Genomic DNA, 18,737 nt, shown 5'->3' on the forward strand with positions numbered 1-18,737 from the left:
TGGACCTACTTAGCGAGCGCTATCTCGGCGCCTTGCAAGTCCGGGATGAAAATCGCCTCCTCACGATGGAGTTTTTCAATCTCAGGCCCTTCGAGATGAAGCATCTTATCCAGGACTTCGCGCGTGTGCTGCCCAAGATCGGGGGCTGCTGCTCGGATGACCCCCGGCGTGCGGCTCAGGCGTGCCGTGTAGCCACGCTGCAAGGTCGATCCGATCTTCGACTCGACAGGTTGGAAAAATCCGAGCGCATCGAGTTGATCGTCTCGCAACACCTCGGCAGCATTGCGCACTACAGTCGCGGCAACTCCAGCCGCCCGCAACTGCTGCTCCGCCACTTCAGGAGGCTGCGTTCGGACCCACTCACCGAGCAGGGCATGAATCTGTCCCGACGCCGGGGCCGCCCCAACATCGCTGGCCGCGCCGATCACTCCTAGCAGGGCCTGGAGCTGTTCGCCGTCTGCCGGAACCGATACCGCCACCCAACGATCGCTAACGGCGGACTCGTAAACGCCCTGGATGGTGCCCGCCTCCGCGTTCCCTTGTGGAATCGGTAGCTCCCCCGTCTTCGCATAGCGCACGAATTGCTCACCGATGGCGAATGTCACCGCTTCACGTTGGGAAAAATCCACCCAGACGGCCTTGCCGGATTCACGGGCCTGACGTAACGCGGCAAGAGCAACGCCAGGCCCTAGGAACGAAACGAGTTGATCGGGGTAGTTGATGTTGTTGCTCGACCACAACGGCTCGCTAGGCGCGTAGCCGGTAACCGACATAAGACCGCCGAGCGCATCAAGCGTCGATCCGAACGAGCCGTATTTCGCGTCCGGTCCAGCCACCCCCTGGCTGGTAAGGGAGAGGAGCACGATCTGGGGGTTGGCCTCGCGAAGCGCCGAGAAATCCAATCCCAACCGCTCCAGCACACCTCGCCTGAAATTTTCGACGACAATGTCGCAATGCGCCGCCAACCTGAGAAGCAGCGCGCGTCCGCTGGTTGACTTGAGGTTGATTCCAACGCTTCGTTTCCCGCGATTTACAACGTGGAATGGCGGGCTGGAATTATAGTCGGGAGTCCCGCTGGATGCGATCTGAGTCCAGTGTCGGAAAGGATCGAGTTGACCTGGCCACTCGATCTTGATCACGTCTGCACCAAAATCGGCAAACACGCCGCTTGTCGCAGCGCCTGCGGTAATCGTGCCGAGGTCCAGCACTCGGACTTCAGACAAAGCTCCCTTGCGTGCCGTCATTTCTGAACTCCCGCCAGATCGCGACCGAAGGACGTCGCGCCCACATCGGAAGAGTTGAAACGGCGACCGTTGAATGTGAAAGGGAGTGACGGTTGGGTACAGCCGTCGCCATCGGCAGGGTCACACGCCTCGAGAAAGTGCTGTGCGGCATATTGTTTGCTGTCGAGAAGATCTCGGATTGTCTCAACACTGCCGATTGGTATCCCCAAAGACTGCGCGGCGCGGTATAGCTCATGCTTTGCGGCCTTCCGCGTATGCTCCTCCAAGATGGCCGTCAGCTCTGGTTCGTGGGCAATCCTGCCTCTGATGGTGTCAAACTTCGGGTTACGGAGCTGGTCATCGTCAAAAAGTTCGACGACCCGCGGCCAGTCGATATCGCGATAGTAAAACGCGACATGGCCATCTTTCGTCGGCAAGATCAGAGGGCCTGTGCTCCTGCCCCGCTCGAGGATGACGCCATCGGCTTGGTAGAAAGTGCCTCCTTTCCATTCGAGGAAGGCGACAGTCTCGAAATATGATGTTCTGACGAACTGCCCGACACCGCTCCGATCGCGTTCGGTCAACGCGATCATGATCCCGGTGAACAATTGCATTCCGGTCGAATAGGCGGCCTGATGACCGCCGAGCATGATGGGGGGACGGCCCGGTTTTCCTAAAAGATAGACGAGGCCGCCTGCCGCTTGCAGGATAAGCTCTGAACTTGGCTCGGCCCATCGCGGGCCACGCTCCCCCCATGGCGTCGCTTGCGCGATAATCGCACCCTTTTCAATCAACCGATCTGCCACAAGTCCGAGGAAGTCGGCATCCGCATCGGAATGTAGAATGATGTCGGCAGCACCGATGGCACTCCGCGCTCGATCCGGCGCGGCGCCGACCACGATCGACTCCATCCCGCGGAAAAGAAACGACGAAAGATAGTCGCCCTCCGGAGATGGCGGAAAGGTTGCCTGGCAAGCATCTCGCAAAACATGCACGACATTCACCCCCAGGCTCAGGAGCAGCTTTGCCGCCATACCTGTCGCAGGATCGTTGCCGATGACAACACCCGCCAGCGCATGAAGAGGGAGGCCGACGCGCAGCCGCTCGCCGTCGGCACCTGCCGCCTCACGAATACTCCTGCCCGCATGGGACGCAGGCGTCTCTGAGCTGCTACCTATTACCATCTTCCATTTACCATCTTCTATCCAATCCAGTCTTCAACCAACTAGATGGTTTATCTTTTGCCGTCGAACCACTGCCTCAGCCTCGTTCGACGGCGTTGGCCTTCGTGCTGCAGGCTCAGCCCCAAACACTAGCCTTTCAGGATGTGCGCCACCGGACACCGCGACATGTCTCCCGTCCCGTCATGCGCATGACCGGAATCCTGCGGCGAGTCGGGCAACCGCTGCACCTCGGCTAAGACTGCGTTCGCGTGCTCGATTGCAAATGCGCGGCTCGCTGGATTGGTGACGATGATGTATCGACGGCCAAGCAGCCCATCCCATGCCGCCCTTGCGACCACGTCGGTGTCCTGCGCGTAGGGCTCGATCATCGCCGCCGCCTCGGCCGAAGCCTGCACAATCGCACGAATCTTCTCCGTGCGAATCCATCCCGGAGCGAGGAGGGAGACGCCGACCCCTGTATTCGCGAAGTCGCGGCGCGCCGTGTCCGTCAGACCCAGGACAGCGTATTTGCTGGTCGTATACGCGCTGAGCGGCGGAACGTGAGGGGGAACGCCGAGGGAATGCTCGGAGCCGACGTTGAGAATGAACGAATGGCCACCGCTGCCGGCGGCGGCCTTTAGCAGTTCGGCGAACGCCCGAATTCCGTGGAAGACGCCAAGAATCCCGACCTCGAAGGTCCGCTTCGTTGCAAGCGGATCAACGCTATCAAGTGGACCCGCCTCCGCGAACGCCGCGTTGTTGATGACCACGTTCACTCGACCATAGCGCTCGCGAACAAACGTTGCCAACGCTTCTACGGATTCGTAGTCTGCTACATCGACATGCTGGGCGACAGCCGAGCCGCCCGCCTTCGCGATTTCCTCAACGACACTTCCCGCATCCGAAACATCGGCGAGGATAACTTCAGCACCGCGAGCCGCTGCCTCCAAAGCGAGCGCTCTCCCCAACCCGGTCGCTGCGCCGGTCACGACGACGATATCGCCTTTTAAATCAGTCACCCAGGACCCTCCCGATTATTGTCGCAGCATTAGATTGACGACCTGATCGTCGGCCTCGCCTGCTGTTTTGTCGTATCGAGCCACATAAATCGGAGTAAGTCAACCAACTGTTTGAGTGAAACTGGCGATAGCGCAGTCTGATGTCCAACCTGCTCGACTGCCTGGCTAGGCCGCTTCTCGACTCGGAAGATGACAGTTGGAGATCTGGTGGGAAGACGGCGCGGGTAGACGGAGAGCGGGCCGAATCGCCACCCGTGGCAAAGTTGGTTCGGATGCACGCCTCTAGTGGAATAGGTCCAGTGCCGATTGACAATCAACGTACGGGCTTAAATCTCCAGGCTACACACCGGTCAAAGCTGCCTGGGCTCTATTGCCGACACCTCCCTCTCGGGGGGCGGCGAGTGGCGCGGGAGCTAACATCGACCATCGCTCGGCGCGTGGCGCTGCCGGCGCCGCGTCCCGTCGCCGTGGCGCCCCGAAGGCCCGCCCCTCGCCGCCGACGACAACGACGCGCCGTTGCTGCCGGTCGCGTCTTGTAGAGGCTCCTTGGCCTCTTGCCAACGTTGCCCGCCTCACCTGAAAATGAAACAGAGGCACGGCTATCCCGCTCGGGATCTCGCCCAGAGTGGGGGACGTTCGGGAGAGCCCGTCGGCATCAAGCCGAACGTAGTGCTCTTCGCGGGCTGGTGACGGTGCATCCTGCAGAGCCGCCGCCTGCAAACCGGCTGCCGCGCTCCGCTACTCTTGCTGCGAGCCGTTTTGAGCGCCGTTTCGCCCGCGCGCACCACGCACAAACACAACTGCATGACAGTCCTTGCTCAGTTTTGCTTCGTTTTGACGCAGGCATGTGGCTATCCGATCGGCGTCTGGAATGAAACTGCTGCATAGCCGCAAAGCGTCGCCTTGGCAGGCAGCGCGCTGTTCTGGCGTTCCCTGCTGAGCAAGCGCTTCGTCTTGCCAGATCAACAAGATACCGAACAGCGCCATTATCATTGCACGCCCGCGGACAACCATCCTTGCTCTCCTTGTCTGCATGAACATTCTTTTGAACGTTCGTGCTACGGTACGGTTTCGTATCTTTTTTTGGTTATTTTGTACAAGCTGGAGCGGCATCGCCATGGGTTTGTTAGTCCCTGGAAAGCGAATCTGCCGGCCCTCGGCGCTCTACAGAGCCCCTCACCCCGGCATCAGTGTTGGAGCTTCAAATGAATAATGCCGTCATTTCAGCGATCGCAGCTCTAGCGGGCTCCGCAATCGGCGCTATAGCGTCGTTCGCCACGACATGGCTCAGCCTTCGAGCTCAAGAGCGGACGCAGCGATTTGCCAGCGCGATGAGCCGCCGCGAACATCTGTATGGCGACTTCATCGACGAGGCGTCCCGGCTGGTCACGGAAGGCATAACACACGACACGATCGATCCAACCAAGTTCGTGCGATTGTATGCGATCCTTGGAAAGCTTCGTCTGTTTGCCTCCGAAACGGTGGTCACTAACGCCGACGAGGTTGTGCATCACATTCTTGACATTTACGCCACTCCGTCTGAGCCTCTTCGCGACTTTGCCAAGAAGTACAATCCGGACGCGGATATCCTCCGCAACTTCGGCCTGGCATGTCGTAGGGATTTGAACGTGTGACACTGGAAGAAGGCCTTCCCAGTCACCGTCACCGAGATCCTGCATTGCACTTCCCAATGCCCCCCTGCGCCCGGCTGCCAATCGGCCGACGTCGCAATGCACGGCGCAGGCCCTTTCGGTGATCAGCGGCCTTTCCCAGCAGGTGGTTCGAGCACAACTTGCTTCAAGCTCGAACCGGAATCGACGACGATGGTGAAATTCAGCCTGCCGTCTATGCTCGTCAAGCTTCCCCCGACAGCTCGTCTCGATGCTGACTGCTCCGCGATATGGACGGCATCAGACATCTGCTGCCGGACCGTCCTTAAGGCCAGAAGGTTCTTGCGAGCCTCCGCGTTGAATTCGCCGATCGACGATATAACCGGACCGCCGATTATTTCTCCAGTTTCGCCGTCCACAAGGTTCTCCCAAATTCGATCTTTTTCGAAGGTCATGACTTTGTAGAGAGCCCGGCCCGTCGATCCGTCGAAGCCCGCGTCCGCAGTTCTGGCGCCAGCGTGCCGCTTTTCCGCAGCTGCTATCGCCTCCACCAGCGAAATTCGAGTGCCGCGAAACAACTCAAGTTCGTCGAGCACGCTCGGTTCGCCTGACTTTGTCACGCTCCCCTGGGCTCGAGGCTCGACGGCCACAGGCGCCGCCAACGCGGCCTCTGCCCCCAAAGCGATCAGCACAGCAACAAAGATGTGAAAGCGCCGATTGTCTATCCGCATCGGTGCGCACCTTTCGAGATATGACCTGGCCAATCAGCGCAAGAGACGCAATCGAGGCCTAGGCCACATAAACCAAACAGACAACGTTAGTGTACGATACCGTATCGTTCCGTACAACTGGAGCGAGGCCTCTAGGTTCCACTTCGGCAAGGAGAAACTTGGTCCCTACGCGGCTAGCGTCCGGTCGCGGTAGGGTAAGACAGCAACATGCGAACGGCCGGCGGCTTGGCCTCTCATCACGAGAGCTCGGAACCAAAACCACCTTCGGCCCCCGCTGGAGCAGCTTGCGGGCAAGCTCGAAGGGGTACGACCGGGGGGAATGATGGGGCTTGATGGATCCGCAACGCCTAATTCCGGATGCCAGAAATCTGCGGTGTTAGCGGCTGGCGACCTGTTTCTTCATGCTATCGACGAATAGACGCACGGAAAATCTCAATTTCGCCAGTCGCGCTTCATTCAGTCGGGCGGTCTCCAAACCAAGAATGATGCGGCGCATGGGTCCGACAACGACCGCGTTGAGAAAATACTCCGCCGCAAAGTCGATTTTGGTCTCGTCCAACTTATTGTTAGGCCAAATCTGCTCGATGACCCTGCGCACGGGACCTAACGCTTGCGGGTAGCCAAAGTCGTAGATGATTCTGCCGAGTTCCGGAAATCGCTTGACCTCGGCGGTAACGACCCGGTCCAACGCAAGGGTGTCAGGTTCCATGCACACCTGGAGCAACTGCACGGCAATGGACTCCAGTTGCTGTTCCGCCGTTCGGCCTGCCGGCGACAGGTTCAGCCGCTTAACCCGCTGTTCGGTAAAGCGTACGACGACCGCGGTAAACAGGTCAGATTTCGATGCGAAACGTAGATAGAACGTGCGTTTGGAGATTCCCGCAATGGCCACAAGATTGTCTATGCTCGTGGCCTCGAAGCCTTCTTTGAGAAACAATTGCGTCGCAATCTCGATGATGTGTTCAGTGAGTTGAAGCGACTCGCTTGCCGAGGGCCGTCCCCCCCGATGGCCCGAGGACATCGGCCGCTTCGCTCGAACACTCGCCTTCTTCATGTTGTCTGCCAAACTCCGAATAATATCACTGCTGTATGTGCAGAATGAGCGCAATCTTATCTTTACGGCTCTTCTGGCGAATACCACTGCTGATCGCCAACAGACCTCGTGACGTTGAGGCAAATCACGTACTTTGATCGTTACCTGGGCCAACACAAAGCGAGGCTAGATCTGTCTCCCGGCCCGTCACAGGCAGTCGTTTGTGACACCGACAAGCTCACACTTGGAACGAATTACTTAACCCTCGTAGCGCTGATAGCAGCTGCCTGGAGTTTGGGCAAGTTTACCGACGAACTCTGGGCGACGTGTTCCGAAGAAGGGCGACAGAAACGGCAAGGCCTTCGCGGCCCGGGCCGGAGACGCGCGAGAAAGTCGGCTCCCAACGCCGAACGAGACGGTCGTCCAGAGAACCCACCGCGAGGCGGGAATGGATTGTCAGATCGAGAACCACCTATGATCGACGCGCCGAGCCGACCCTCCGAGAGCAGCGTGGGTTCCGGAACTCCGTCACTCGCCGCCTCAACCAGTCGCCGCGAGCCGGACTACCTAGACCGATCCGTGTACGGCTTGTTGAGATCCTGACCGAGTGAGGGTTGGCAACCAGCCGGGACACTCAAACCAATCTACATCCATCGCAGCCTTATTCAGAAGCTACTGTGATCGTCGGTGCGGACCAACCCAGACCGAGCGCCTTTTGCAGCGAGATGAAGTCGTTGGTCAATTGGACCTGGGCTTGCGGCAAGCTCTGCTCGGTCTGCAAGCGCTGCCTCTCGACATCAAGCAAGTCGATCAAGCTGACGGCCCCGGCCTTGTTGCGCTCCCGCGTAAGAGTTGCGGCGTGCTCGGCTGTCGCGCTCGCTTGAGCCAGCTTGCTGACCGTTTGCCTCTGATGTGCGAAGCGGGAAAGCGCCGTCGCGGAGCGCAGAAAGAACCGATTGCCTATAGCTCGCGAGGCTCTCGTCGAACGAGGCCTCGCTTCCGCGAAGCGCGCAATCGTACGTCCAAAGTCAAGGATATTCCACTGCAAGCTGGGTTCGACATTATAGACTAGCGAGGCAGGCGTACCGAAACTCGTCTCATTCGGGGCAAGGTAGCCGACATTCCCCAGCAAGGTAACCCTCGGACACAGCTCAGATACCGCCAGGCGACTGGAGGCGTTGCTCGCGGCGAGACGTGCGCGACCACCAGCAACTTCGCCACATACCCAGAGATTTTTGGAGAAATCGCGACCTGGTCCGCACGAACCTAGGCGTCATTTGTGCTTTGAAAAAAGCGCCCGGTCCTCCAATAGTACAAGCCGAACCAAACCCCGCCACCGCCAAGACGACCAGGGCCCGGCGAGCGGCCGCCGCTTCAGAATCGATTTCGGCTCGGCTCCATCGTGATGCCGAGCGTCCTCGTCAGAGGCTTGATGGTCGTTTCGTTCGTCGCGATGATCGTCACCTGATTGACCGCTCGACACTACCGTTCCCGTCGCGACACGAATTTACTGATGCATGGGCGGAACGCAGCGTCCCGCAGGACAGGCCAACCGAAGAAGTGATCGGTAACGTACCGTATACTATGAACGAACATCTGCCGCAAGCACTGAGCGCGTGGAACTTACATCAGATCTGACGGGCGGCTGCACGAGATTGACCCGCGACGATACGTTGGGCATCGCGGTTTAATCTCGCGCCAGGCAGGTCAGATCGATGTCGATGCTCCATTGGAACAGGATCGGTCCGCGCCAGCAACTTCCTTGGATGAAGGAGCGCCTTCTTTGGTGATTCCAGGAAGCTCCGCCTTGCTCTTGCAAAAAGGATACGGTGCCGTATACCATAAAAGAACATAGGTTCATGTCGCGCTCGGAGCGAGGGCGGCGGGATCACTTCCGCCGACCTAGCGTTGCAGTCCTGGTGCGCAGTTCATGACCGCCCCCTCCTCACGGATACCTCACGCTGCCATGAAACTGAGTATCCTCTCTCTCGTCACCGCGTTCGTTGTCGTGGGTTGCGCAATCGCGGATTCCGAGGTCGCACAGCAGGCAGAGACCGGTCTGCTGGGGCTTCAGCAGAAGGATCTTGAAAGCTGCCTTGGTGTGCCAAATCGCAAAGACAAGTTTGACGAGACCACGATCCTTTCCTACGACGGAACATCGACGAATTCGGGCGGGCTCAGCCTTGCGTCCCCGGTCGGTGGCGGGCTCAGTCTTTCTGGCGGCGGATACTGCCATCTCACGGCTCGCTTGGACAAAGGTCGTGTGACAAGCATCCGGTACACCGGCGAAACCGATGCTGCGCTTTCACCGAAAGCGTATTGCGCGCCACTTGTCAGAAGTTGCATGGCACGGTCACCGTCCTCCTCGCCCCAGCGAATTGGCCGAACCGCTCGCGAGGCCTCGGGTGAACCGATGTTTCGTTGATGATCTTCGCTCGTGCGACCTTCTCTGCTGGCCATTGAGTGACTGCCGCCTTCCGCCTCGTCCCCACTGCGGCCGGCGGATCGCACGAAGCGCCAACACTTAGGGCCGCTGATGCATTCGCCCGAGCACTGCGCAGGGAATTTGGACAATTCTCTCGGTCCGCTTAGTTCATGGACACGCCCGGCGACAATTCCTAAGCGCCGACTGGAAAGAAGAGCCCCAGGGTGACGAATACCGCGCCGGATATAACGGGACGAGAACGAACGAGCTGAGCCATGGAGGAACCTCTGCGAGATCGAAACCGATCCGGGCGGAGAGAACTTGCGCCAACCACGTCTCACAGCTGCCGTTCCAAAGAATAGGGAGCCTCTTTAAAACGTTACCGTACCGTTTCATCTCGTCGAAAAGAGGGCCGCCCTGCTCGCAGCGGATGCAATCATTGCGCAATAATTTGCGATGATCTCCGACACCTACCTCAATCCCGGGCTGTCTCATCGGTTACAGACTGGATGTCGTGCTTTCACGTCGGCCGCCGTATCCCAGACCTGGCCGTCCTTGATCGATCTGATCTCGAAGAACGGTGTCCCGCCCCGATCCTTCAGCGCGACGTCGTACACCCGCGCCGCCAATGTGGCGCTCGACCATGGCGACGAGGTCGGCTCCCGAAGGGATGCTGCCGACGACGAGTTCGGGCTTGCCGGCTGCCGCCGGCCCGCGCTCAACGAACTCGGTCTCCCGCGCCGCCTGTGCGCCCGGCGTCCCCCGCCCAATCAGATGCAGCACCATCACAGACGGGGCCAGAAGGCTTCGTGCAGACATCGCCGCCTCGTTGCTCGTCGACGCGGCACATCAAGGTCGGGTTACCCTGTTAGTTTGCGCCAGCCAACTGCCGCTCCGGACTCGCCTCGGCTATCGGCGGCGCAGGCGGCGCATCCGCCGGAGGCGCCTTCACCCACGCGTGGCCGGACAGTGCTTTGTCGTAGCCGTACTGGAACAGATCGCGCATGTAGGCGGTGTTGAAGCCCGGCGGCGACAACGGACGAGCGGCCTCGATGTAGCTCAGGTTGAAACCGAACTTGTTGCGCCGGGCGAACTCGTAGGTGGTGAACAAGATCGAACGCGTCTGCGTCTTCACGAGCGTCGATGACGAGCGTCCGGCGATCTCCAGCGTCTTGTCTGCAACCACCTGGAACTCGGGTTCGATCTTGTTGTTGATCAGAATGTAAAGTTGCAGATCGAACGACTTGCCCGATGCATTGCGCAGCAGATAGGCCTCCGGCAGCGTCAGCACCGGCGCGGTCACACCACCGTCGACATGCATCTCCTGAAACCGTGCGCCGCCGGCTTCAGCATTGATCAGCATCGGCGGGAACACCGCCGGCAAGCTCGCCGACGCCGCGACCACGTCGCGGAATAGGTTGAGCGAGTCCAGCGTGCGCAGCGACGCGATGCGCCCGAGATCCCAAATCACGGCGCGCTGCGAATCCAGATTCGTCGTCACCACGAATAGCAACCGCCCCTTGCCATATTCGGTGGCGACCGCGGCGACGAAATCCTCATTAACGTATTGCGCCACCAGTTCGCGCAGCCGTTTGTTGCCGAACAGGCCGGAACCGAAAATTGCGTTGAGCGGGTTCGGCGAGTCCAGCAGAGTCTCGGCAATGCCGCTGGTATAGAACTCTCGCAGGGCCGGGTCGTACTGCGGACCCAGGAACGCGAACGGCGCGATCAGCGCGCCGGTGCTAACCCCGGAGACGATCGAGAATGACGGACGCGTGCCGGCCGCGGTCCAGCCGTTGAGCAGTCCGGCCCCGTAGGCGCCATCGGCGCCGCCACCCGACAAGGCCAGATAGTTGCGAGGACCCGCGGCCAATTTCGTCCGCCCGAATGCGGAGGCCGGCTCGTCGGCGTAGCGGCGCAGATCGTCCAGGTTGAGGACCCGCGCGGCATTCGCTTCCGCGGCCGTATACGGCACGCGCGGCGGCGACGCGCACGCCGCCAGCATCCAACTCAACGCGATGACGAGCGAAACGACAAAAGGCCGAGACATGCGACGCATGGTACTTCCAGAGGGTTCACAATCGCTTAGGGATTTGAGGCGGCGCAGTGTCGATCGGCTGTCGCATTCACCGAATGATGCGGCTGGCTCGAACGCGGAACCCGCTCAAGATAGTCCCGATAGATCGCCTGGATGGTCCTGCGATCATCGAACTTGACGCGCCAAGTGCTCGGCGCCCCCTCCCCGACGGTCAAACCGTCACGGTCGCCACATTTCGGATGACGCGAGCGGCCGAGCGGACTCATCCGAACGCGACCACCGTGGCACAGCGGCAAGGAGCAAGCATGATCTGTCATTTTCATGAACGGGCGCGTTCTTCCGGCATCTTGATACGAAACCACGCAACATAAAGCGCGGGGAGGAACAGGAGGGTCAGGACGGTGCCGACGATGATGCCCCCCATCATCGCGTAGGCCATCGGTCCCCAGAACACTTCGCGGGCGATCGGGATCAGCGCGAGACTGGCCGCCGCCGCGGTCAACAGGATCGGTCGCATGCGATGTTCGGTAGCTTCCATCACCGCCTCGCAGGGCGGCTTGCCCTCGTTGCGCAACGTTTCGATCTGCACGATCAGGATCACCGAGTTGCGGATCAGAATGCCAATCAGCGCGAGGACGCCGAGGATCGCGACGAAGCCAAGTGGTGCGCCGCTCGGGAGCAATGCGGCGACGACGCCGATCAGTGCCAGCGGCGCGACCGCGAACACCAGGAACAGCCGGTGGAAGCTCTGCAACTGCACCATCAGGATCGTTGCCATCACGAACAGCATGATCGGCACGACTGCGGCGATCGGCGCCTGCGATTTGGCGCTCTCCTCGACAGTGCCGCCGACCACCGCCGAATAGCCGAACGGCAGTTTGGCGTTGAACTCGGCAACTTTCGGCTTCAACTGATCGACCACGGTCGCGGGCTGGGCGCTATCGATGATGCCGGCCTTGAGCGTGATCGTCGGCAGGCGCGAGCGGCGCCAGATTGTCGGCTGCTCGAGCTCGTAGCGGAACGTCGCCACGGCGGCGAGCGGCACCGACTGCCCGCTGCTGCCCGACAGTTGCAGGTTGCGCAGTGTCTCGATCGAACCACGCTCCGCCGAATTGGCACGGCCCAACACGTTGACCAGATAGATGTCGTCGCGAACCTGAGTGGCCGACGCACCGTCGAGGATGCCGTTCAGAGTCGAGGCGATATCCTCCGAAGTGATCCCGAGCTGTCGTGCCTTGTCCTGCAGAACGTTGACCTTGACAACCCGCGCCGGCTCCATCCAGTCGTACACCGCGTCGCCGAGATGAGGATTCGTCGCCATGATGCCGACGAGTTGCCGCGACAGTTCGCGCACCTTGCCGATGTCCGGGCCGCTGACCCGATACTGGATCGGCCGGCCGACCGGCGGACCGATGTCGAGCAGCTTCACCAGCGCGTCCGTGCCCGGGAACGTCTTCTTCAGGTACGCCTGCAGTTCGGGCTGCAGCCGATCGCGATCAGTGAGACTCTTGGTCACGATCACCATCTGGCCAAATGACTTGTCGTCCGGCTGCACATCGAACGACAGCACGAAACGCGGCGCGCCGCGCCCGACATAGGTCGACCAGTGATCGATGCCATCCCTGCCCTGCAGCGCCTCGCGCTCGAACTGCGCCATCTGCGCGCTGGTTTCGGCGATCGAACTGTTCTGCGGCAGATTCCAGTCGACGATCAGCTCGTTGCGGTCCGACGACGGGAAGAACTGCTGCTGCACGAAGCCCATGCCAACGATCGACAGCGCGAACGCGCCGACCGTCACGCCGATGGTCAGCCATCGCCATCGCACGCAGAACAGCAGCGCGCGGTCGAAGGCGCTGGAGAACCAGCCCTTGGTCTCGTGGTGCGCCTTCATCTCCTTTGGCAGGATGCTGACGCCGAGCAGCGGCGTGAAAAGCACCGCGACGATCCAGGACGTCACCAGCGACACAGCGATGACGACGAACAGCGTAAAGGTGAACTCGCCGGCGGCGCTGCTGTTGAGGCCGATCGGAATAAAGCCGGCGACCGTCACCAGCGTGCCGGTGAGCATCGGAAACGCCGTCGACGTGTAGACGTAGGTGGCGGCCTTTTCGAGCGAATCGCCGACCTCGAGCCGCGCCACCATCATCTCGACCGCGATCATCGCGTCATCGACCAGCAGACCGAGTGCGATGATCAGCGCGCCAAGCGAAATCCGCTGCAGAGAAATGTCCGAATACTGCATTACCAGGAACGTGATCGCGAGCACCAGCGGGATCGAGATCGCCACCACCAGGCCAGCGCGCAGACCCAGGCTGATGAAGCTGATCGCGAGTACGATCGCGACCGCTTCGAACAGCGCCCGGGTGAAGCCCGACACCGCCTCCTCGACGATCTGCGGCTGGTCCGACACGAGATGGACCTCGGCACCGACCGGAAGATCGGCGGCGATGTGCTTCATCTTCTCTTTCAGAGCCTCGCCGAACTGCAGCAGGTTGGCCCCGGACTTCATGCCGATGGCGAGACCGATCGCGGGCTGCCCCTTGAACCGAAACAGCGAGGTCGGCGGATCGACGTAGCCGCGATGAATGGCGGCTATGTCGGTGAGCACCGGTCATTGACGCGCAGGTTGATCGCCTTGAGGCTGTCTTCCGAAGAAAACTGTCCGCTGACGCGGACGGCGACGCGCTCCGGCCCGGCCTGCAGCACGCCGGACGGCGTGATCGCGTTCTGGGCCTGCAGCGACGCGATAATCGAGCGCTGATCGAGCCCGAGCGCCGCGACCTTGCGCGGCGAGAATTCCAGATAGATGACTTCGTTCTGGGCGCCGACGATATCGACGCGCCCGACGTTCGGCACCTGCAACACCTTGGCGCGCACGTCTTCGACCTGGTCGCGGAGCTCGCGCTGGGTGAGACCGTCGCTGGTGAACGCGTAGATATTGCCGAACACGTCGCCGAAGCGATCGTTGAAAGTGGGCCCGACGACGCCTTGCGGGAAGTCGCCCTTGATGTCGTTGATCATGTTGCGAACGCGTACCCAGGTCGGAACGACGTCCCGCGCCTTGGTGTTGTCTCGCAGATAGACGAACACCGTGGTTTCGCCGGGCGTGGTAATGCTCTTAGTGTAGTCGAGCGACTCCAGCTCTTCGAGTTTCTTCTCGATCCGGTCGGTGACCTGACGGGTGGTCTCTTCCGCGGTAGCGCCCGGCCACTGCGCCTGGATCACCATCGTCTTAATGGTGAATGACGGATCTTCTTCGCGGCCGAGCTCCAGATAAGAGAACAGGCCGGCCGCCATGAAGGCGATCATGAAGTACCACACCATCGATCGGTGGTGCAGCGCCCAGTCGGAAAGGTTGAACTTCTTCACGCTTGCGGTTCCCCTTCGAGGCGGACCCGCTGGCCCTCCTTGAGTTGATGCACCCCCGCCCTCGCCACGCGCTCGCCCGCTTTGATACCTTCGGTCACTTCGACGGAGTTATCGTCGATCTGGACGACCTGCACCGCCCGCTTGTTGACCGACTTGGTGGCCGGATCGATCACCCAGACGCTCGATTGGCCGTTCTCCGTGAGGATCGCCGTCGCCGGCAGCGCGTAGCCGCGCGTCGCTTTGCCGGAAATCAGCGTGGTGATGGTCGAGCCCAGAAGGAAGGTGTCCGGCGGCGAGTCGAGCGTGATCCGAACCCGCCGCGTCCGCGTTACAGCGTCGGCCTGCGGCGCGACTTCGCGAACCTTGCCGGCCGCCTTGATCTGAGGATCGAGTTGCAGCCGTACCGTCAGCGGCGCGCCGATCTTCAGCATGCCGGCGAGTTCGTCGGCGACGTCGATCACGGCTTCCCGGATGTCCGGCCGCGCGACCGTCACCACTGTCTGTCCTGGATTGACGACCTGTCCGACCTGCACGCCGACAGCGGTGACGACGCCGGCATACTCCGCCTCCAGCTTGGTGTAGCCGAGTTGCTCGCGCGCCTTGGTCAGGTTCGATTGTGCCCGCGTCAAAGCGGCCTGTGCGGCCGCACTGCTCTGCTCGGCGGAGTCAAGCGTCGCCTTGGTGGTCGCTCCGGTTTCGATCAGCGTGCGCTGGCGGTTGGCGGTGCCGCTCGCATTGGCGAATTGGCCCTGCGCCGTCGACACCTCGGCAAGCGCAGACCGCACCGCCAGTTCGGCCGCGAACGGATCGACCGCCGCAAGCAGCTGCCCCTTTCCGATGCTGTCGCCGACATTGACGGGCCGCGCGATCAGCCGGCCGAGCATACGGAAGCCGTAATCGGTCTTGAATTGCGGCTCGACCGTTCCGACCACCGCGAGCGTGCTCGCCTCGCGCGGCGCGACAACCACCGACAGCACAGGCCGGATCGGGTCCGGCCGCTCCGCTTTCTTGCCGCAGCCGGCGATCAGCAGGCACGCGGCCGCGACTCCGATGACACGAAGCGCCCTCATGCCTTCGCTCCTTCGTAGGTCACGACCTGCGCCGGGCGCAGCAGCTTGCCGCCTTCCGTCACGACCCGGTCGCCCGGCATCAGACCGCTGGTCACCACCACCGAGTTGGTCTCATAGGTGTCCACCACGATGCTCTTGAGCGACACCGCGTTGGTCTGCGGATCGACAACCCAGACGGCGGGGCCACGGGCGTCCGACGTCAGTGCGCTCCACGGCAACATGATCTTGTCGACCGCCTTGCTTCGCCCCTCGGCGGCGACCACGCTGCCGAGCGTCATTGCCGCCGGCGGATCGATGATCGACAATTTGACGCGCACCGCTCCGCTGCGCGGATCGACGGTCGGCGAGATTTCGCGCGGCCGCGCCAGAGCCGTCACCTTCGGATCGGACAGCAGCGTCAACTTCGCCGCGCTGCCTTCCCATGGCGTCAGAAAGATCGACTCGTAGACATCGATGACCGCGTCGCGCGCGCCGTCTTCCGCGAGCGTGTAGGCGGACCGCGCCGCCTGCGCGACCTGCCCGACTTCGATGTTGCGCGCGGTGATGATTCCGGGCGCGCTGGCGCGCAGCTCGGTGTAGCTCAAAGCGTCGGTGGCATTGCCTAGCTGCGCCTTGGCGGTCTCCAGCGAGCCCTCGGCGGTGTGCAGCGCCTCCTCGGCCTGATCGTACGCCACGCGCGTGGTGAAGCCATTGTCGATCAGCGATTTCTGCCGCTCGAAATTCGCCGTCGCGACACGGAGCTGCGCTTCCGCCGCTGCTACCGCGGCTTGCGAGCCGGCAAGGTCGGCCTTCTGCTCGGTCGGATCGATCCGCGCCAGCACGTCTCCGGCGTTCACATGCGCGCGGACATCGACCAGCCGCTCGGTCACCCGGCCGCTGACCCGGAACGACAGCTCGGTGCTGACCTGAGCCTGTACGTCGCCGGTGAGCCGGATCACATTCTGCCATGACTGCGTGCGGACCAGCTCGGTCTTCACCAGCATCGGTGCCCGCGCCTGCTGGTCTCGCTCGCTGCCGCAACCGACCAGACACAGCGCCAGCGGCGCCAGCAGGACGATCCTGTACGGAGAAAGCATGAAGCGTTGCCTTATTTCACCAATCGGCCGACCCCAGTATTATTGACTAACGCGAAAGTCAATAATAAGATGCTGATCGTCGGAGTTCGCAATGGCACCCGAAACAAAGAAGCGCAGCCGGCGCAAAGCCGAGCGCCCCGCCGAAATCCTCGACGCGGCGTTCGAAGAATTTGTCCAGCACGGCTACTCAGCCACCCGGCTCGAGGACGTGGCCGCACGTGCCGGCGTGACCAAAGGGACGGTGTATTTTTATTTTGACGCCAAGGAGCGCGTGTTCGAGGAGATGGTCCGGCACAAGTCGCAGACCTTCCTCCCCGATCTGACGAATCATGTCAGCACGCTGCAGGGCTCGTACACGGAGCGCTTGCGCTCACTAATGGCCTTCACCTACGCACACATCGCGGCGAACCGGGACTCGCGCGAAGTGCTGCGCTTCCTGATCTCGGAAGGCGGCCGTTTCCCCGAACTGGTCGAGCGACACTACGACGAGTTCCTGTTGCCGATAATGGAGCAGTTCAAGACGGTGATCGACGGCGGCGTCGCGGCAGGCGAATTCCGCGAATCGGTTTCGTCCACTTACACGGAAATCGTGATGAGCCCGGCTCTTCTGCTCAGCTTGTGGTCCATGTTGTTCGGAAGCCGGAAGACGCTGGAAATTGAGAGTTTTACCGAGGCAAGCGTCGATCTTTTGCTACACGGCATGCTGCGGCGGTAATTCCACGGTAGCGGACGTAGCGGTGGTCAATATGGGCCGCGATATGAGCAGATGGTACCCGTACTCGACCGTTTTGTAGCGCTACCGCTGCGGCGCCGAGTAACTGGCTGGATCATGGTGCTTCATCAAAGTGCAAGCGATCAATGAACTCACTGAGCGCGGCACCCTGCCGGGACTGCCGTCGCCCAGGGAGCCGCATTCGAGACGGGCAAACTCCCGGTACCAGCTCTCGCATGGCGTGGCTTGACAAGGCGGCTGGTCTCGCTTTCGCGGCTTGCCGTTTTATGAACCGGCTCCGGCTCACGGATGCCGGGTGTTATGTAACAGGCCAAACCACAGCAGCGTAATAAGCGCGAAAATCGAGATGAAGAACGCCAACCAGAGCGCGGCTTGTGGACCCGCCGACGTCATCATCGCGGCAAATGCCGGGGGGACGGCTGCAAATGTAAGTTCAAGGGGACAGCCATCCGCGCCGATGCACCGCATAAGCACCGGAAGGGAATAGCTGGAGAGGCAGTGTTGCGTGGGCAACAGCGGTAATGCCACTGGCGATGCCATGAAGTGTGGCAAGGCGATAGCACTGTGGAAGCTATTGTTTAGCAGCAGACCCACAAAACTCAGCGGGAACAGAGCCGAGCCGGCAAGGCTCACCGTGCGTCCTGACCAGCGTCTCCCAATGAAGAAATCGACCATTATCATCGCCGGATGGCGCGGACGAACTCAGAAGTTAATCGAGGAGGCGCTCGGGACGGCGCATTTGCGCTGGCACGCGCCGTTGAGCCGCCAGCCTTGGGAAGGTACTGCAGAAGCTACAAACCCATCCGAAGGAGCAGTGTCCGGCGTTCAAAGCGTTGAAGGCAGAGACAGCGGCCGATCTGATAGAGGCCTAGCCGCTTGCCCAGCTAAGTCTTTGCTCTTGCCTCCAGGAAAGCCCTTGCATCGCCGACGGTCAGCATCGTTTCGGCTATCTCATCTGGAATTTCGCAACCGAATTCGTCTTCAAGGGTGCGTGTACCGAAAACCTTGTCCGAGTTGATGATGTGACGGATTCGGCTAAGTTGGCGGGATGATCGGGCTTCTCTGTTTCGTGCGGGCCGTCGTGACCTCGCCGTTCAGGTCGAGGTTGCAGCTGGAAGCTGAGAACGCGGCGCTTCGACATCAGTTGATGGTCTTGCGGCGGAGGCTGCAGGGTCGCGTCCGGCTCACGAACCATGATCGCTGGTTCTTTGTCCAGCTGTATCGTTGGTTTCCATCAATCTCGTCCG

General features: G+C 61.2%; 15 protein-coding genes and 2 pseudogenes. 4 read left to right on the top strand and 13 right to left on the bottom strand.

Annotated elements, in window-relative coordinates; all coding sequences use genetic code 11:
• Nucleotides 1-5: 5 nt before the first annotated feature.
• The 4 genes from YY7_RS0133770 to YY7_RS62180 form a co-directional block, all read right to left on the bottom strand.
• Nucleotides 6-1,244: a CaiB/BaiF CoA transferase family protein gene (locus tag YY7_RS0133770; protein ID WP_028167071.1), complete on the bottom strand. Its 1,239-nt coding sequence runs from the start codon at nucleotides 1,242-1,244 to the stop codon at nucleotides 6-8.
• Nucleotides 1,241-2,407 carry a CoA transferase gene (locus tag YY7_RS0133775; protein ID WP_028167072.1) on the bottom strand — a complete coding sequence of 389 codons (1,167 nt, stop codon included), beginning with the start codon at nucleotides 2,405-2,407 and terminating at the stop codon, nucleotides 1,241-1,243. Before YY7_RS0133775 ends, YY7_RS0133770 begins: the two co-directional genes overlap by 4 nt.
• 128 nt (nucleotides 2,408-2,535) lie before the next feature.
• Nucleotides 2,536-3,375, bottom strand: coding sequence for an SDR family NAD(P)-dependent oxidoreductase (locus tag YY7_RS0133780; RefSeq protein ID WP_196237365.1), 840 nt, complete (start codon nucleotides 3,373-3,375; stop codon nucleotides 2,536-2,538).
• Between the two features lie 768 nt (nucleotides 3,376-4,143).
• A complete protein-coding gene (locus YY7_RS62180) occupies nucleotides 4,144-4,524 on the bottom strand; it encodes a hypothetical protein (protein ID WP_051397060.1) in 381 nt (126 codons plus the stop codon).
• Nucleotides 4,525-4,610: 86 nt separating this feature from the next.
• Here YY7_RS62180 and YY7_RS0133790 point away from each other — a divergent pair, with 86 nt between their 5' ends.
• A complete protein-coding gene (locus YY7_RS0133790) occupies nucleotides 4,611-5,039 on the top strand; it encodes a hypothetical protein (RefSeq protein ID WP_028167074.1) in 429 nt (142 codons plus the stop codon).
• Between the two features lie 122 nt (nucleotides 5,040-5,161).
• On the opposite strand, the gene YY7_RS0133795 is transcribed toward YY7_RS0133790, so the two are convergent.
• The 3 genes and pseudogenes from YY7_RS0133795 to YY7_RS0133805 form a co-directional block, all read right to left on the bottom strand.
• Nucleotides 5,162-5,746, bottom strand: coding sequence for a PepSY domain-containing protein (locus YY7_RS0133795; protein WP_051397061.1), 585 nt, complete (start codon nucleotides 5,744-5,746; stop codon nucleotides 5,162-5,164).
• A gap of 376 nt (nucleotides 5,747-6,122) precedes the next feature.
• Nucleotides 6,123-6,800 carry a TetR/AcrR family transcriptional regulator gene (locus YY7_RS0133800; RefSeq protein ID WP_035691579.1) on the bottom strand — a complete coding sequence of 226 codons (678 nt, stop codon included), beginning with the start codon at nucleotides 6,798-6,800 and terminating at the stop codon, nucleotides 6,123-6,125.
• Between the two features lie 640 nt (nucleotides 6,801-7,440).
• Nucleotides 7,441-7,968 (bottom strand): annotated as a pseudogene (locus tag YY7_RS0133805) (TolC family protein); the annotation flags it as partial.
• A gap of 777 nt (nucleotides 7,969-8,745) precedes the next feature.
• Between YY7_RS0133805 and YY7_RS60875 the strand changes: the two are divergent.
• Nucleotides 8,746-9,204, top strand: a complete 459-nt coding sequence (locus tag YY7_RS60875) for a hypothetical protein (RefSeq protein WP_155255415.1) — start codon at nucleotides 8,746-8,748, stop codon at nucleotides 9,202-9,204.
• Between the two features lie 498 nt (nucleotides 9,205-9,702).
• Here the strand turns inward: YY7_RS60875 and YY7_RS0133820 are convergent, their stop codons facing one another.
• The 5 genes and pseudogenes from YY7_RS0133820 to YY7_RS0133845 all read right to left on the bottom strand — a co-directional run bounded on the left by YY7_RS0133820 (nucleotide 9,703) and on the right by YY7_RS0133845 (nucleotide 16,757).
• Complete coding sequence (locus YY7_RS0133820) at nucleotides 9,703-10,023, bottom strand: hypothetical protein (protein WP_155255416.1); 321 nt, start codon at nucleotides 10,021-10,023, stop codon at nucleotides 9,703-9,705.
• Between the two features lie 49 nt (nucleotides 10,024-10,072).
• A complete protein-coding gene (locus YY7_RS0133825) occupies nucleotides 10,073-11,263 on the bottom strand; it encodes a patatin-like phospholipase family protein (RefSeq protein WP_028167080.1) in 1,191 nt (396 codons plus the stop codon).
• Between the two features lie 298 nt (nucleotides 11,264-11,561).
• Nucleotides 11,562-14,611, bottom strand: a pseudogene (locus YY7_RS53615) (efflux RND transporter permease subunit).
• A complete protein-coding gene (locus tag YY7_RS0133840; RefSeq protein WP_028167082.1) occupies nucleotides 14,608-15,681 on the bottom strand; it encodes an efflux RND transporter periplasmic adaptor subunit in 1,074 nt (357 codons plus the stop codon). The pseudogene YY7_RS53615 and the gene YY7_RS0133840 overlap by 4 nt, the downstream one beginning before the upstream one ends.
• Nucleotides 15,678-16,757: an efflux RND transporter periplasmic adaptor subunit gene (locus YY7_RS0133845; RefSeq protein WP_155255417.1), complete on the bottom strand. Its 1,080-nt coding sequence runs from the start codon at nucleotides 16,755-16,757 to the stop codon at nucleotides 15,678-15,680. Before YY7_RS0133845 ends, YY7_RS0133840 begins: the two co-directional genes overlap by 4 nt.
• 91 nt (nucleotides 16,758-16,848) lie before the next feature.
• Between YY7_RS0133845 and YY7_RS0133850 the strand changes: the two genes are divergently transcribed.
• Nucleotides 16,849-17,472 carry a TetR/AcrR family transcriptional regulator gene (locus tag YY7_RS0133850; protein ID WP_028167084.1) on the top strand — a complete coding sequence of 208 codons (624 nt, stop codon included), beginning with the start codon at nucleotides 16,849-16,851 and terminating at the stop codon, nucleotides 17,470-17,472.
• Nucleotides 17,473-17,772: 300 nt separating this feature from the next.
• Here the strand turns inward: YY7_RS0133850 and YY7_RS0133855 are convergent, their stop codons facing one another.
• Nucleotides 17,773-18,165, bottom strand: coding sequence for a hypothetical protein (locus YY7_RS0133855; RefSeq protein ID WP_196237366.1), 393 nt, complete (start codon nucleotides 18,163-18,165; stop codon nucleotides 17,773-17,775).
• Between the two features lie 373 nt (nucleotides 18,166-18,538).
• On the opposite strand from YY7_RS0133855, the gene YY7_RS62615 reads away from it, so the two are divergent.
• The coding region (locus YY7_RS62615; protein WP_028167086.1) for a hypothetical protein at nucleotides 18,539-18,737 on the top strand (199 nt) is incomplete at its 3' end.

Source organism: Bradyrhizobium elkanii WSM2783 (assembly GCF_000472865.1).
Lineage (GTDB): Bacteria > Pseudomonadota > Alphaproteobacteria > Rhizobiales > Xanthobacteraceae > Bradyrhizobium > Bradyrhizobium elkanii_A.